Origin of the sequence: Streptomyces sp. NBC_01537 (genome assembly GCF_045040445.1) — a bacterium.
GTDB lineage: Bacteria > Actinomycetota > Actinomycetes > Streptomycetales > Streptomycetaceae > Actinacidiphila.
In genome coordinates, this window is sequence record NZ_CP109392.1 from 3,947,398 (window position 1) to 3,958,897 (window position 11,500).

Annotated in this window: 14 protein-coding genes and 3 tRNA genes; 3 read left to right on the forward strand and 14 right to left on the reverse strand. The window is 69.9% G+C overall.

Translation table 11 applies throughout. The annotated features are described in order from the left end of the window. Window positions 1-3 precede the first annotated feature (3 nt). From OG607_RS18055 to OG607_RS18085, 7 genes are all read right to left on the reverse strand, one after another. The gene (locus OG607_RS18055) at window positions 4-1,440 is read right to left on the reverse strand and encodes a DHA2 family efflux MFS transporter permease subunit (protein ID WP_405724183.1); all 1,437 of its coding nucleotides are present in this window, start codon (window positions 1,438-1,440) and stop codon (window positions 4-6) included. A 95-nt stretch (window positions 1,441-1,535) separates the two neighbouring features. Further along, window positions 1,536-2,096 carry a TetR/AcrR family transcriptional regulator gene (locus OG607_RS18060; protein WP_405724184.1) on the reverse strand — a complete coding sequence of 187 codons (561 nt, stop codon included), beginning with the start codon at window positions 2,094-2,096 and terminating at the stop codon, window positions 1,536-1,538. A gap of 110 nt (window positions 2,097-2,206) precedes the next feature. Further along, window positions 2,207-2,641: a MaoC family dehydratase gene (locus OG607_RS18065; protein WP_405724185.1), complete on the reverse strand. Its 435-nt coding sequence runs from the start codon at window positions 2,639-2,641 to the stop codon at window positions 2,207-2,209. 2 nt (window positions 2,642-2,643) lie between these two features. Continuing rightward, on the reverse strand, window positions 2,644-3,096 hold the full coding sequence (locus OG607_RS18070; RefSeq protein WP_405724186.1) for a MaoC family dehydratase N-terminal domain-containing protein: 453 nt from the start codon (window positions 3,094-3,096) through the stop codon (window positions 2,644-2,646). Between the two features lie 92 nt (window positions 3,097-3,188). Beyond that, complete coding sequence (gene rpmG, locus OG607_RS18075) at window positions 3,189-3,353, reverse strand: 50S ribosomal protein L33 (protein ID WP_014144273.1); 165 nt, start codon at window positions 3,351-3,353, stop codon at window positions 3,189-3,191. Between the two features lie 98 nt (window positions 3,354-3,451). Next, window positions 3,452-3,524 (reverse strand) — tRNA-Met (locus OG607_RS18080). Between the two features lie 47 nt (window positions 3,525-3,571). Further along, window positions 3,572-3,644 (reverse strand) — tRNA-Thr (locus tag OG607_RS18085). A 229-nt stretch (window positions 3,645-3,873) separates the two neighbouring features. Between OG607_RS18085 and OG607_RS18090 the strand changes: the two genes are divergently transcribed. Together OG607_RS18090 and OG607_RS18095 are read left to right on the forward strand one after the other, a co-directional pair. Continuing rightward, entirely contained in the window at window positions 3,874-5,076 is a 1,203-nt protein-coding gene (locus tag OG607_RS18090; RefSeq protein ID WP_405724187.1) for an amidohydrolase family protein, read from the forward strand. Window positions 5,077-5,093: 17 nt separating this feature from the next. After that, window positions 5,094-5,756, forward strand: a complete 663-nt coding sequence (locus OG607_RS18095; RefSeq protein ID WP_405724188.1) for an NAD(P)H-binding protein — start codon at window positions 5,094-5,096, stop codon at window positions 5,754-5,756. A gap of 74 nt (window positions 5,757-5,830) precedes the next feature. Here the strand turns inward: OG607_RS18095 and OG607_RS18100 are convergent. Next, a tRNA-Tyr gene (locus tag OG607_RS18100) sits at window positions 5,831-5,912 on the reverse strand. A 241-nt stretch (window positions 5,913-6,153) separates the two neighbouring features. On the opposite strand from OG607_RS18100, the gene OG607_RS18105 reads away from it, so the two are divergent. Continuing rightward, window positions 6,154-6,642 (forward strand): YajQ family cyclic di-GMP-binding protein, encoded by a 489-nt coding sequence (locus OG607_RS18105; protein WP_101403673.1) that lies wholly within the window; start codon window positions 6,154-6,156, stop codon window positions 6,640-6,642. A 192-nt stretch (window positions 6,643-6,834) separates the two neighbouring features. On the opposite strand, the gene OG607_RS18110 is transcribed toward OG607_RS18105, so the two are convergent. The 6 genes from OG607_RS18110 to htpX all read right to left on the reverse strand — a co-directional run bounded on the left by OG607_RS18110 (window position 6,835) and on the right by htpX (window position 11,385). Further along, the gene (locus OG607_RS18110; protein ID WP_405724189.1) at window positions 6,835-7,560 is read right to left on the reverse strand and encodes an anti-sigma factor family protein; all 726 of its coding nucleotides are present in this window, start codon (window positions 7,558-7,560) and stop codon (window positions 6,835-6,837) included. After that, window positions 7,557-8,162, reverse strand: coding sequence for a sigma-70 family RNA polymerase sigma factor (locus OG607_RS18115; protein ID WP_405724190.1), 606 nt, complete (start codon window positions 8,160-8,162; stop codon window positions 7,557-7,559). Before OG607_RS18115 ends, OG607_RS18110 begins: the two co-directional genes overlap by 4 nt. Before the next feature lie 67 nt (window positions 8,163-8,229). Then, a complete protein-coding gene (locus OG607_RS18120) occupies window positions 8,230-9,237 on the reverse strand; it encodes a DUF1996 domain-containing protein (protein ID WP_405724192.1) in 1,008 nt (335 codons plus the stop codon). Window positions 9,238-9,319: 82 nt separating this feature from the next. Next, the gene (locus OG607_RS18125) at window positions 9,320-9,931 is read right to left on the reverse strand and encodes a class I SAM-dependent methyltransferase (protein WP_405724194.1); all 612 of its coding nucleotides are present in this window, start codon (window positions 9,929-9,931) and stop codon (window positions 9,320-9,322) included. A 172-nt stretch (window positions 9,932-10,103) separates the two neighbouring features. Next, window positions 10,104-10,487, reverse strand: a complete 384-nt coding sequence (locus OG607_RS18130; RefSeq protein WP_405724195.1) for a YccF domain-containing protein — start codon at window positions 10,485-10,487, stop codon at window positions 10,104-10,106. Between the two features lie 37 nt (window positions 10,488-10,524). Then, the gene (gene htpX / locus OG607_RS18135) at window positions 10,525-11,385 is read right to left on the reverse strand and encodes a zinc metalloprotease HtpX (RefSeq protein WP_405724197.1); all 861 of its coding nucleotides are present in this window, start codon (window positions 11,383-11,385) and stop codon (window positions 10,525-10,527) included. Window positions 11,386-11,500: the final 115 nt, after the last annotated feature.

An 11,500-nucleotide genomic window follows, 5' to 3' on the forward strand; every position in this document is an offset into this window, starting at 1 on the left:
GGGCTAGTGCGCCGCGACCAGTTCCTTGTCGTCGGCCGGGACCACGTCCGCCTGCGCCGTGCGCCGTCCCCGGGGCGCCGTCAGGGCGGCCACCGCGCCGAGCGCGACCGCCCCTGCCCCGACCCACAGGGCGGGAGTGATGCCGTCGGCGAACCGGGCAGCGGTCTCGTAGCCGCCCTGGGCGGAGAAGACGGAGGCGAGGATGGCGATGCCGAGGGCGCCGCCGACCTCACGCAGCGCGTTGTTCGCGCCGGAGGCGATGCCCTGCTCCTCGGGGCGGACGCTGGACATGACGAGGTTGGCGCTGGGGGCGAAGTAGAGGGACATTCCGATGCCGCTGATGACGAGGGCGGGGATCTGGGCGGCGTAGGAGACGTCGGGGCTGAGGACCAGGGCGAAGAGGGCGAGACCGATGGCCTGAAGGGCGAGGCCTGCGGCGACGATGCGGCGGCCGCCGATGCGGTCGGAGAGCGCTCCGGCGACGGGGGCGAGGAGCATGGGCATGCCGGTCCAGGGCAGCATGCGCACGCCGGCCTGCATCGGGGAGTAGCCGCCGACGCCCTGCATGAACTGACTGAGCAGGAAGATCGAGCCGAACATGCCGAGGAACATCAGCAGGCTGGCGGTGTTGATGGCGGTGAAGGCGCGGCTGCGGAAGAGCCGCATGGGGAGCATGGGGTTCGCGCTGCGCATGCCGTGCCGGACGAAGGCGGCGAGGAGCAGAGGGCCGGCGATGAGGCCGGTGAGGACGAGCCCGCTGGTCCAGCCGTCGGCGTTGCCGCGGATGAGGGCGTAGACGATGCCGAAGAGGCCGCCGCTGGCGAGGAGGGTGCCGGGGATGTCCAGGCGGGGGTTGGCGCCGCGGCTCTCGTCGAGGCGCAGGCGGGCGAGGGGGATGAGGAGGAGGCCGAGCGGGACGTTGAGCCAGAAGATCCAGTGCCAGGAGACGTGCTCGGTGAGCGCGCCGCCGATGAGCGGACCGGTGGCGACGGCGAGTCCGTTGGCGGCGCCCCAGATCCCGAAGGCCATGCCACGGCGCTCGGCGGGGACGGCGGCCGAGAGGAGGGTGAGGGTGAGCGGCATGAGGATCGCGGCGCCGACGCCCTGGACGGCGCGGGCGGCGATGAGTTCGTTCATGCCGGGTGCGAGGGCGGCCGCGGCGGAGGCGGCGGTGAAGATGCCGATTCCGGTGACGAAGAGCCGGCGGCGGCCGAAGCGGTCGCCCAGGGCTGCGCCGAACATCAGGAGCACGGCGAAGGTGAGGGTGTAGGCGCTCACGGTCCATTCGAGGTCGGCGAGGCCGCCGCCGAGGTCCTTGCGAATGGAGGGAAGGGCGGTGGTGACGACGAGATTGTCGAGTGCGGCCATGAAGCCTGCGACGCTGGTGATGATCAGCGCCCAGACGACGGAGCCGCGCCGGGCGGTTGTTTGCTCCTTCATGATTCCCCCTGCTGCGAGATGATGGGCCTGCTAGTTAGTTATTGATCAATTACTTTGGCGGGCGTACGAAAGCGCCGCTTGCGCGGGTGGGACGGTTATGCGGGGTAGCGGTCCGCGTACTGCTCCTGGATGCCGGCCCAGCAGCGTTCACCCTCGCCGACGCCGAGCGCGACCAGGACGTTGACGAGCATGCCGGTGCCGAAGAACTCGGCCGCCTGGCCTTCCTCGACACCCGTACGGGCGACGACGTAAGACCACAGTTCCATCCAGCCCTTCCGGCAGAACTCGCGGACCTCCTCGTCGTCGACCGAAGCGACGTACATCTGAAGCTGCATGCGCAGGACGTCGTTCCCCGCGATCAGCTCCCCGTACGACAGACACATCGAACGGAAGGCCTCAGCACCCTCCAGGCCCTCGGACACCCGCTCGAAGTGTTCCTGGATGCTCCGGAAGCAGCGTTCGGCGGCGGCGAGGAAGAGGGCCTTCTTATTGGGGAAGAGCCGGAAGAGATACGGCTGCGAGACGCCCATGCGCTTGGCGATCACGCCGGTGGAGGTGCCGTCGTAACCGGTCGCACCGAACTCGGTCACCGCCGCACGGATCGCCGCCTCGCGGCGCTCGTCGGCGCTCATCCGGATCCCGCTGCTTGCTGCCATGCCTTGTAAGTTATCAATCAATAACAAGCGTCGTCAAGGGGGAAGGCGGCGGGCTTTTCCCCGCCGCCTTCCCCTCTTGCTCAGGCGAGCCCTGTTCAGGCGGGGCGCCGCTACGCGAGCCGGACCACCGCTCGCGACATGCCCAGCACCTTCTGGCCGTCGGCCATCGCGGTCAGGTCCACCCGGACCGTCCGCTCGGCGTCGTCCAGCTTCGCGGCGACCTTGGCCGTGACCTCGATCACCGCGCCGGTCCCGTCGTTCGGGACGACGACCGGCTTGGTGAAGCGCACCCCGTACTCGGCGACCGCGCCCGGGTCGCCGGCCCAGTCGGTGACGACACGGATCGCGGAGGCCATGGTGAACATCCCGTGGGCGATGACGTCCGGCAGGCCGACGGCCACGGCGAACTTCTCGTTCCAGTGGATGGGGTTGAAGTCGCCGGAGGCGCCCGCGTACTGGACGAGTGCGGCGCGGCTCACGGGGAAGGACTGGCCCGGGAGCTCGGTGCCGACCTCGACCTCGTCGTAGGAGATCTTCGCGGTCATGGTCAGCTCTCCTCGGGGGCGCGGGACACGAGCTTCATGAGCGCGGTGACGACATGCTCGCCGCTCTCGTCGTGCACATCGCCGCGCACGTCGATGATGTCGTTGCCGGCAAGGGACTTGACGGCGTCGATGGCGACGGTCACGGACAGCCGGTCGCCGGCCCGGACCGGGCGGGTGTAGCTGAACTTCTGGTCGCCGTGGACGACGCGGCTGTAGTCCAGCCCCAGTTCCGGGTCGAGGACGACCTGGCCCGCCGCCTTGTACGTGATCACGAAGGGGAAGGTCGGCGGCGCGATCACATCGGAATGACCGACGGCCTTGGCCGCCTCCGGGTCCGTGTAGACCGGATTGGGGTCACCGACCGCCTCGGCGAACTCGCGGATCTTCTCCCGCCCGACCTCGTAGGGAGCGGTGGGCGGATACGTCCGCCCGACGAAGGACTGGTCCAGCGCCATCGGCGCACCTCCTGGAAAACGTACGGGCAACGAGTAACGCCACAAGGCCGCCCCCGGATGCGGGGACGGCCTCGTGTGCGTAAAGCCTGAGGTCAGCGAGTCTCGCGGTGCGCGGTGTGCGAGTTGCAGCGAGGGCAGTGCTTCTTCAGCTCAAGACGGTCCGGGTCGTTGCGCCGGTTCTTCTTGGTGATGTAGTTCCGCTCCTTGCACTCCACGCAGGCCAGCGTGATCTTCGGGCGGACGTCGGTGGCGGCCACGTGAGTGCTCCTTGACGAACGGGTAGAAAAGACTATGAAAAGAGAACAAAGCAAGAGTAGCCGATTGAAGGACCGATCCCACAATCGGCTACACGGTGTAGCGGCGACCGGACTTGAACCGGTGACACAGCGATTATGAGCCGCTTGCTCTACCGACTGAGCTACGCCGCTGCGATGATGAGACAAACCCACCCGAAGGCGGGTCATCTGATCATCAGAGCCCCCATGCGGAATCGAACCGCAGACCTTCTCCTTACCATGGAGACGCTCTACCGACTGAGCTATAGGGGCGAACGGGGAAGACATTACACGCTCCGCCGCCGAAGGTGAAATCCGTATCTCAGGGGCACACCGGGCGCGCAGCACCCCTGTGAGGCAGGCCACTTGAGCGACGCAGAGCGACCGCTGAACCAGCTCTGAGCGACCGCGCCGGTACGACTATTCGCCTCTTCCCGGACGGACCGGGCACCGCGCCCTAGGCTCGGAACGCGTGATCTTGCCTCCGGCCTCAGGGAGCGCGATGACTGACACCGCTACCGACACTCCGCTCCTGCTGTGCGGCGCCCGCCTCGCCGACGGCCGCACCGTCGACGTGCGGATCGGCGGCGCCCGGATCGAGGCCGTCGGCACGGCCGGGAGCCTCACCGACGGCACCCGGATCGATCTCGGCGGCTACCTGCTGCTGCCCGCCCCGGCCGAGCCGCACGCCCACCTGGACAGCGCCATGACAGCCGGCTGCGGCGGGCCGCCCTCGTACGAGCCGGAGGACGTCCAGCGCCGGGTCACCGAGGCGGTGCTGCTGCAGCTCGGGCACGGGACGACCGCGATCCGGACCCACGTCCGGATCGGCGACGTCGCCGGGCTGAGCGCGCTGGAGGCCGTGCTCCAGGCGCGGCGGGCGCTGCGCGGACTCGCCGAGCTGCACACCGTCGCCGTGCCCCGGCTGCTGACCGGCATCGCCGGGGCGGACGGGCTCGCGGTGCTGCGCGACGCGCTGAAGATGGGCGCCGGGGTCGTCGGCGGCTGCCCGGACCTCGATCCGGACCCGGGCGGCTATGTCGAGATCCTGCTCGGCGTGGCCGACGAGTTCGGCCTCCCCGTCGACCTCCACACGGACGGCTCCGACCCGGCCCGCCTCGCCCGTCTGGCCGCCATGGCGGGCGGTCTGCGCCCCGGCGTCTCCATCGGCCCCTGCGGCGGCCTCGGCCGGCTGCCGTACGAGGCCGTGGGGCGCGCCGCCGGGCAGCTCGCCGCGGCCGGGGTGTCGGTGGTCGCCCTCCCCCAGGGCGGCTGCGGGGCCCTGGAGTCCCGCGGTCCCGGCCACGCCCCGGTACGGGCGCTGCGCGCCGCCGGCGTACGGGTCGCCGCGGGCAGCGGCGCCCTGCGCGACCTGGCCAACCCCGTCGGGCGCGGCGACCCGCTGGAGGCGGCCTTCCTGCTGGCCTCCTACGGCGAGTGCGGCGCCGCCGAGGCCTACGACGCGGTGAGCGGGCTGGCCCGGGCGGTCCTCGGGCTGCCCGAGGTGCGGATCGAGGCGGGCTTCCCGGCCGAGCTGCTCGCGGTGCGGGCCGACCGGATCGAGGCCGCGCTCTCGCTCGCGTACAGCCGCATCGTGATCCACCGGGGGCGGGTGGTGTCCCGGACGAGCGCCGTACGGGAGTTCACGGACACGCTCGCGCTCGATCTCCCCCGGCAGGCGCGGAGCCGCAAAGACCCGGCGTAAGGCGTAGCGTCGAAGGCATGCGCATTGTGATCGCTGGTGGACACGGACAGATCGCGCTCCGGCTGGAGCGCCTGCTCGCCGGGCGCGGCGACGAGGCCGCGGGCATCATCCGCGACCCCGCCCAGGCCGACGACCTGCGCGCGGCCGGCGCCGAACCTCTCGTCCACGACCTGGAACACGCCTCCGTCGAGGAGATCGCCCGCGTCCTGGACGGTGCCGACGCCGCCGTGTTCGCCGCCGGCGCCGGTCCCGGCAGCGGCGTCGGCCGCAAGCAGTCCGTCGACCACGCCGCCGCCGTCCTCTTCGCCGACGCCGCCGAGCGGGCCGGCGTGCGGCGCCACCTCATGGTCTCCGCGATGGGCGCCTCCCCCGAGCCCCCCGCCGGCACCGATCCGGTCTTCGCCGCCTACCTCCGCGCAAAGGCCGCCGCCGACCACGACCTGCGCCGCCGCCCCGGGCTCGACTGGACCATCCTGCGGCCCGGCCTCCTCACCGACGACCCCGGCACCGGGCGCGTACAGCTCGCCGCCTCCACCGGGCCGGGCGCCGTGACCCGCGACGACGTGGCGGCGGTGCTCGCGGAGCTGATCGACACGCCGTCCACGGCCGGGCTGATCCTGGAGCTGATCGAGGGTCACACGCCGGTCGCGGTGGCGGTGAAGGACGTCGCCGGCAACTGAGCCGGGAGCTGAGCAGCGGCCCCGGAAACCACTGAGGCCCCTGACCAGAACTACTGGTCAGGGGCCTCATCCTGTGGCGGCGCCAGGGTTCGAACCTGGGTAGGCTGAGCCGGCAGATTTACAGTCTGCTCCCTTTGGCCACTCGGGCACACCGCCTGGGATGGTGCCGCCTCCGGGGGCCCGCGCGGGGCGCTCCGTGGCGACGTCGTAAACGATACCCGATCCCCGGGGGTGCTTCGCCACTCGATTGATCAACCCCTCGGACAGGGATGGTGGCGACGGGCTGCGCAACCCAGCGAACGTGCGCGGTCACCGCACTAGGCTTGCGGGGGCGGTCCGGGGTGGGCCGTACCCCGGATGGATCCCTGATGGATCAGAGCCAAGGAGCCAACTGAAGATGGCCGACTCCAGTTTCGACATCGTCTCGAAGGTCGAGCGGCAGGAGGTCGACAACGCCCTCAACCAGGCGGCGAAGGAGATCTCGCAGCGGTACGACTTCAAGAACGTGGGCGCCTCGATCTCGTGGTCGGGCGAGAAGATCCTCATGGAGGCGAACTCGGAGGAGCGCGTGAAGGCGATCCTGGACGTCTTCGAGACCAAGCTGGTCAAGCGCGGGATCTCGCTGAAGGCGCTGGACGCCGGCGAGCCGCAGCTGTCCGGCAAGGAGTACAAGATCTTCGCGTCGATCGAGGAAGGCATCTCGCAGGAGAACGCCAAGAAGGTCGCCAAGATCATCCGCGATGAGGGCCCCAAGGGCGTCAAGGCGCAGGTGCAGGGCGACGAGCTGCGGGTCAGCTCGAAGAGCCGTGACGACCTGCAGGCGGTGCAGGCGCTGCTCAAGGGCAAGGACTTCGACTTCGCGCTGCAGTACGTGAACTACCGCTGAGGCGAAGCCGATACGGATGCGGATACGGTCCGGCTCCCTGCGCAGGGAGCCGGACCGTACGCATGCGCAGATGAATGCATTTCGATGAATTCCTGGAATTCCGATCTGCAGGGAATGAGCATGCGAACGCGGCACCGCCGGGGGGAGCCCGCGATGCCGCGTTCGGTCCTTTGGCCCTTCGCTCCAGGGAAATCAGAGCGATGCGGTGACGTATTTCTTTCCGGCGTCGTTCTCGACGACCACCGAGGCCACGTCATCGGGCGCGATGGCGGCGGAGCCGTCAAGGTTGGCTCCCCTGCCGTGCCCGTGGTCCGAGCCCACCACCCAACTGCCGGCCACCTCGCGGCTGCCGTCCTTGGCGACGACGACCAGACGGCACCGCTCACCTGCCGGGATGCCGCTGACCGAGGCGTTGACCCGGACCCACTTGGCGGCCGGGGTGACCTGCACGGCCATGGTCGCACCGGTGCCGGAGTCGGTGGCCGAGGCCACCTTGATGCCGGACGGAGCCGTGGAGACCGGGGGCGTGGTGGCGGGCAGGGCCACCGGGCCGCCGCCGCTGCCGCCGCTCTGGCCGATGAGTACGCCGCCGACCAGCAGCACCGCCGCGGCGGCCGCGGCGATGGCGCCGTTGGCGGCGAGCCGGCGCCGGTCGCGGCCGGCGCGCTCGGTGCGCGCCTGCCGCAGGGTGCGCTGAAGCAGCAGGTCGCCGCCCTCGGGTGGCCCGTCGATGAAGGCCTCGGGCGGGACCTCGCCCAGTGCCTGCTCCATCTCCCGCAGCTCGGCCAGTTCGCCACGGCACCGGTCGCAGGACGCTATGTGTTCGTCGACAGCCCTCACCTCCTGCTCGCCGAGGACACCGAGGACGTACGCGGTGAGCTGTTCGCCGTCGTGCTCGTGCCGTTCTTGTGTGCTCATGCCGCCACCTCCCGCAGTGCGACCGGTTTCCGCGTATTCGCATTCTTATTCGTGTAGAGCTCTCTCAAGGTCTTGAGAGCGTAGTGTGACCTGGATTTCACGGTTCCCGGTGGTATTCCGAGATTTTTCGCGGCTTCGGCCACGCTCTGCCCCCGGAAGTAGATTTCCAGCAGCACATCCCGGTGATCCGGGGACAGCTGGTCCAGCGCCTCCATGACGACCATGGAGTCCACGACCTGCTGCGCGTGGTCCTGCTGCACCGGCGGCCGCTCGGGCACCTCCGCGACCTCCGTCGGCCGGGCCGCCTTCGCCCGGTACCGGTCGGTGATGATGTTGCGGGCGACCGTCAGCAGCCAGCCGCGCACCGAACCCTTGCCGTTGACCAGCGCCTCGGGGTGCTTCCAGGCCCTGATCAGGGTCTCCTGGACCACATCCTCGGCAGCCCCCCGGTCACCGGTGAGCCGGGTCGCGTAGGCGAGCAGAGCACCTCCGTGTTCCTCGTAGAGCGATCGGATCAGTGCTTCGTCGCTAGCACCCTGCGTACTGCGCGCGCCGTGCGTGCTGCGCGTGCTCTGCCGGGCGCGGGACCACAATGCCGCCATCCACCTCTCCGTCCTCTCGGCGGTTCGCTTCCTAAACGCGGGGCGGCGGCGGGGGGTTCAATGCGACCTACGTCACACACTGTTTCCGGGCGTTGAGACACCGCACGACCGCCGCCATCTGGCTGCCCGTCATGACGTCGATGAAGACCGCGTGGTCCGTCCTCGGGCTGTGCCGCTGCTCCGAGAAGGCGTCCAGGGCGAACGGCGAGTCCGGATCGACGTCGTACGTGAGCGTGATCCGCAACTGCGGGACCGCGAACGTACCGTGCGGGCAGACCCCGTTCGCGGCCGGGAAAACGATGTGCGTGCGGTGGTCCGGGCTGTCGGTGTCCAGGCCGTTCCAGCAGCTCGGGAAATCCAGCGTGCGCATGAGGCGCGCACCGTCCGGACAGCGCGGGTACAGCGGCGTGAAGAGGCCGGGCGCCGTCGAACACCCCCACTGCGCATGCGCGTTCGCGTCGCCCTGGGTGCCGGCCACCGGATCGCCGGTGATCATGCGCAGGAAGCGCGGCATCGCAACGACATCGCTGACCGGATTTCCCCGGTACTCGACGGTTACGGACTCGGGGTCGATGATCCGGCCGACGTTGCCGTGGATCGTGGCGTCGCCGCCGCCGGTGGTCGGCTGGTCCTGGCGGCGCAGAACCGGCCAGTAGTACGTCGAGCGGTCGCCGTCGCGGCAGGTGGTGCGCGCGGCGGCCAGGCTGCGGTTGGTGGAGAAGGCGTCGGTGGAGAGGTTGCCCACGTAGTCGTGCGCGTGGTGAGCGCCGTTGGTGTAGCCCGGGGACACCACGACGTTGTCGGCGTTGCGGTGGCCCTCCTCGTTGCGGCCGCAGTCCTCGGTGTAGGAGGGGACAGCGAGGCCGGACGCGGCGGCCTTCGTACGCGGCAGGGCGTCGAAGGCCACGTAGTCCTGCGGCGACGGCCCTACGGTGCTGCTGCTGCTCGCGGGCGCGACGCGATCGATGACGTACGCGCCGATGCCCAGGGCCAGTGCCAGCGCGATCGCCAGTGGTGCCAGCGATCGGGCGGCGCTGACCGGCCGAGGCCGGCGCGTGCGCGGTTCAGTCCACACGGGGACAGGTTGTCAGCGCCTGGCGTCCGGTTCAATGCGGCTTTCGGCGATTGTCACCGGCGGGCGGGCCCGATAAGTCGGCTCAGGCCGTCTCGGGCTTCGTCCACACGAGCGAGTACCGCCACAGCAGATGCCGCCGATACCGGACCCCTGGCAGTACCTCCCGCGCGGCCGCACGGACCTGGCCCCAGCTCATCACGGACTCCTTGACCGGCATCCCGTCCGGGGCCCCCTCGCCACGCACCATCCGGCAGACGTGGTTGGCCGGGACGCCGAGGCCGCTGACGATCCAGTCGGTCCAGGTGACGTTCTTGGCGAGGCTGATGACGACCAGCCGCCCACCTGGGCGCAGCAGCCGGGCCATCTTGCGCAGGGCGGCCGTGAAGTCCATGTGATGGATGGCCGTCACCGAGCAGACGAAGTCGTAGCCGGCCTCCGGCAGCTCGCAGGTCAGGAAGTCCGCCTCGGCGTAGGCGGTGTTCGGCGCTTCCGCGCCGAGGCTCCGGGCCAGCTCGATCATGCGCGGGGAGGGGTCGACACCGGTGACCTGCTTCGCCCGGCCCGCGGCCAGCTTGCGGACGAGCAGACCGTCGCCGCAGCCGACGTCGAGGGCGTCGGCGCAGAACGAGGGGACCGCGTCGAGCACGACGTGGTGGTAGGCGACGTTGTGGTTCCAGTACGGGTCCTCAGCCATGCGGGAACCCTAGTGCAGCCGTGGATCACGGCCACGTGGCTACTTGAACCCACCTCTACGAACACCCAGGGCCCTACCGACAACAGCAGTTGGGGAACGCTGGTCAGCCCAGGATGCCATCGTGGTCGCCAAAGGCGCCGTCATCACCGAACTGGCGAGTCCCAGGGGCGACCTAGTCCACCGTCACGATCTCGCGGCCGAGGGGGACGAGGGAGATCGGGACCATCTTGAAGTTGGCGATGCCGAAGGGGATCCCGATGATCGTCAGGCAGAAGCCGATGCCCGCGACGATGTGGCCGATCGCCAGCCAGATGCCGGCGAAGATCAGCCAGATGATGTTGCCGACGAAGGACGCGGCACCGGCGTCGGGCCGCTCGACCGTCGTGCGGCCGAAGGGCCACAGGACGTAGTTGGCGATCCGGAAGCTGGCGATGCCCCAGGGGATGGTGATGATGAAGACGAACATCAGCAACCCGAGCAGGGCGTAGCCGATGGCCATCCACAGACCCCAGATGATCAGCCACACGATGTTGAGAATGAGGTTGATCGGCTTCATGCTTCCACCCTCCCACGCGTCGGGCGCGCCCGCCAGGTCAGCCCCGGTGGCCGGCCATCTCCTCCAGCCGGGCGATCCGCTCGGCCATGGGCGGGTGCGTCGAGAAGAGCTTGGACGCGTCGCCGGGGCGGAACGGGTTGGCGATCATCAGATGGCTTGTGGTCTCAAGGCGGGGCTCGGGCCGCAGGGGGAGCTGCTTGGTGCCCGCGTCGAGCTTGCGCAGGGCGGAGGCGAGGGCGAGGGGGTCGCCGGTGAGGCGGGCGCCGGAGGCGTCGGCCTCGTACTCGCGGGAGCGGCTGACGGCGAGCTGGATGACGGAGGCGGCCAGCGGGCCGAGGATCATGAGGGCGAGCATGCCGACGAGGCCGGGGCCGTCGTCGTCGTCGGAACGGCCGATGGGGATGATCCAGGCGAAGTTGGCGAGGAAGACGATGACCGAGGCAAGGGCGCCCGCGACGGAGGAGATGAGGATGTCGCGGTTGTAGACGTGGCTCAGCTCATGGCCGATGACGCCGCGCAGCTCGCGCTCGTTGAGTATGCGCAGGATGCCCTCGGTGCAGCAGACGGCCGCGTTGCGCGGGTTGCGGCCGGTGGCGAAGGCGTTGGGGGCGTCGGTGGGCGAGATGTAGAGCCGGGGCATGGGCTGGCGGGCGGAGGTGGAGAGCTCGCGGACCATGCGGTAGAGGGCGGGGGCCTCGAACTCGCTGACGGGGCGGGCGCGCATCGCGCGTAGCGCGAGCTTGTCGCTGTTCCAGTACGCGTAGGCGTTGGTGCCCAGGGCAATGACGAGTGCGACGATCAGTCCCGTACGGCCGAAGAAGCTGCCGATGACCAGGATGAGTGCCGAAAGGCCGCCGAGCAGTACGGCGGTCTTCAACCCGTTGTGCCGGCGGTGCACGGTGCGTCCTCCTAGGTCTTCCCCTGGTGGGAGCTCTCTGCTTCAGGAGAACCTCCCGTAGGGGGCAACGCCACCGGAATGGTGTTAGTTCCCTTGTGCACGCCTCACAGGAGGC

Excerpts from the sequence above, each read along its gene's own strand:
- OG607_RS18105 (WP_101403673.1), top strand. The coding sequence starts at position 6,154 with ATGGCCGACTCCAGTTTCGACATCGTCTCGAAGGTCGAGCGGCAGGAG.
- OG607_RS18130 (WP_405724195.1), bottom strand. The coding sequence starts at position 10,487 with ATGAAGCCGATCAACCTCATTCTCAACATCGTGTGGCTGATCATCTGG.
- OG607_RS18055 (WP_405724183.1), bottom strand. The coding sequence starts at position 1,440 with ATGAAGGAGCAAACAACCGCCCGGCGCGGCTCCGTCGTCTGGGCGCTG.
- OG607_RS18095 (WP_405724188.1), top strand. The coding sequence starts at position 5,094 with ATGCGCATTGTGATCGCTGGTGGACACGGACAGATCGCGCTCCGGCTG.
- OG607_RS18060 (WP_405724184.1), bottom strand. The coding sequence starts at position 2,096 with ATGGCAGCAAGCAGCGGGATCCGGATGAGCGCCGACGAGCGCCGCGAG.
- OG607_RS18090 (WP_405724187.1), top strand. The coding sequence starts at position 3,874 with ATGACTGACACCGCTACCGACACTCCGCTCCTGCTGTGCGGCGCCCGC.
- OG607_RS18125 (WP_405724194.1), bottom strand. The coding sequence starts at position 9,931 with ATGGCTGAGGACCCGTACTGGAACCACAACGTCGCCTACCACCACGTC.
- OG607_RS18070 (WP_405724186.1), bottom strand. The coding sequence starts at position 3,096 with ATGGCGCTGGACCAGTCCTTCGTCGGGCGGACGTATCCGCCCACCGCT.
- OG607_RS18110 (WP_405724189.1), bottom strand. The coding sequence starts at position 7,560 with ATGAGCACACAAGAACGGCACGAGCACGACGGCGAACAGCTCACCGCG.
- OG607_RS18115 (WP_405724190.1), bottom strand. The coding sequence starts at position 8,162 with ATGGCGGCATTGTGGTCCCGCGCCCGGCAGAGCACGCGCAGCACGCAC.
- OG607_RS18065 (WP_405724185.1), bottom strand. The coding sequence starts at position 2,641 with ATGACCGCGAAGATCTCCTACGACGAGGTCGAGGTCGGCACCGAGCTC.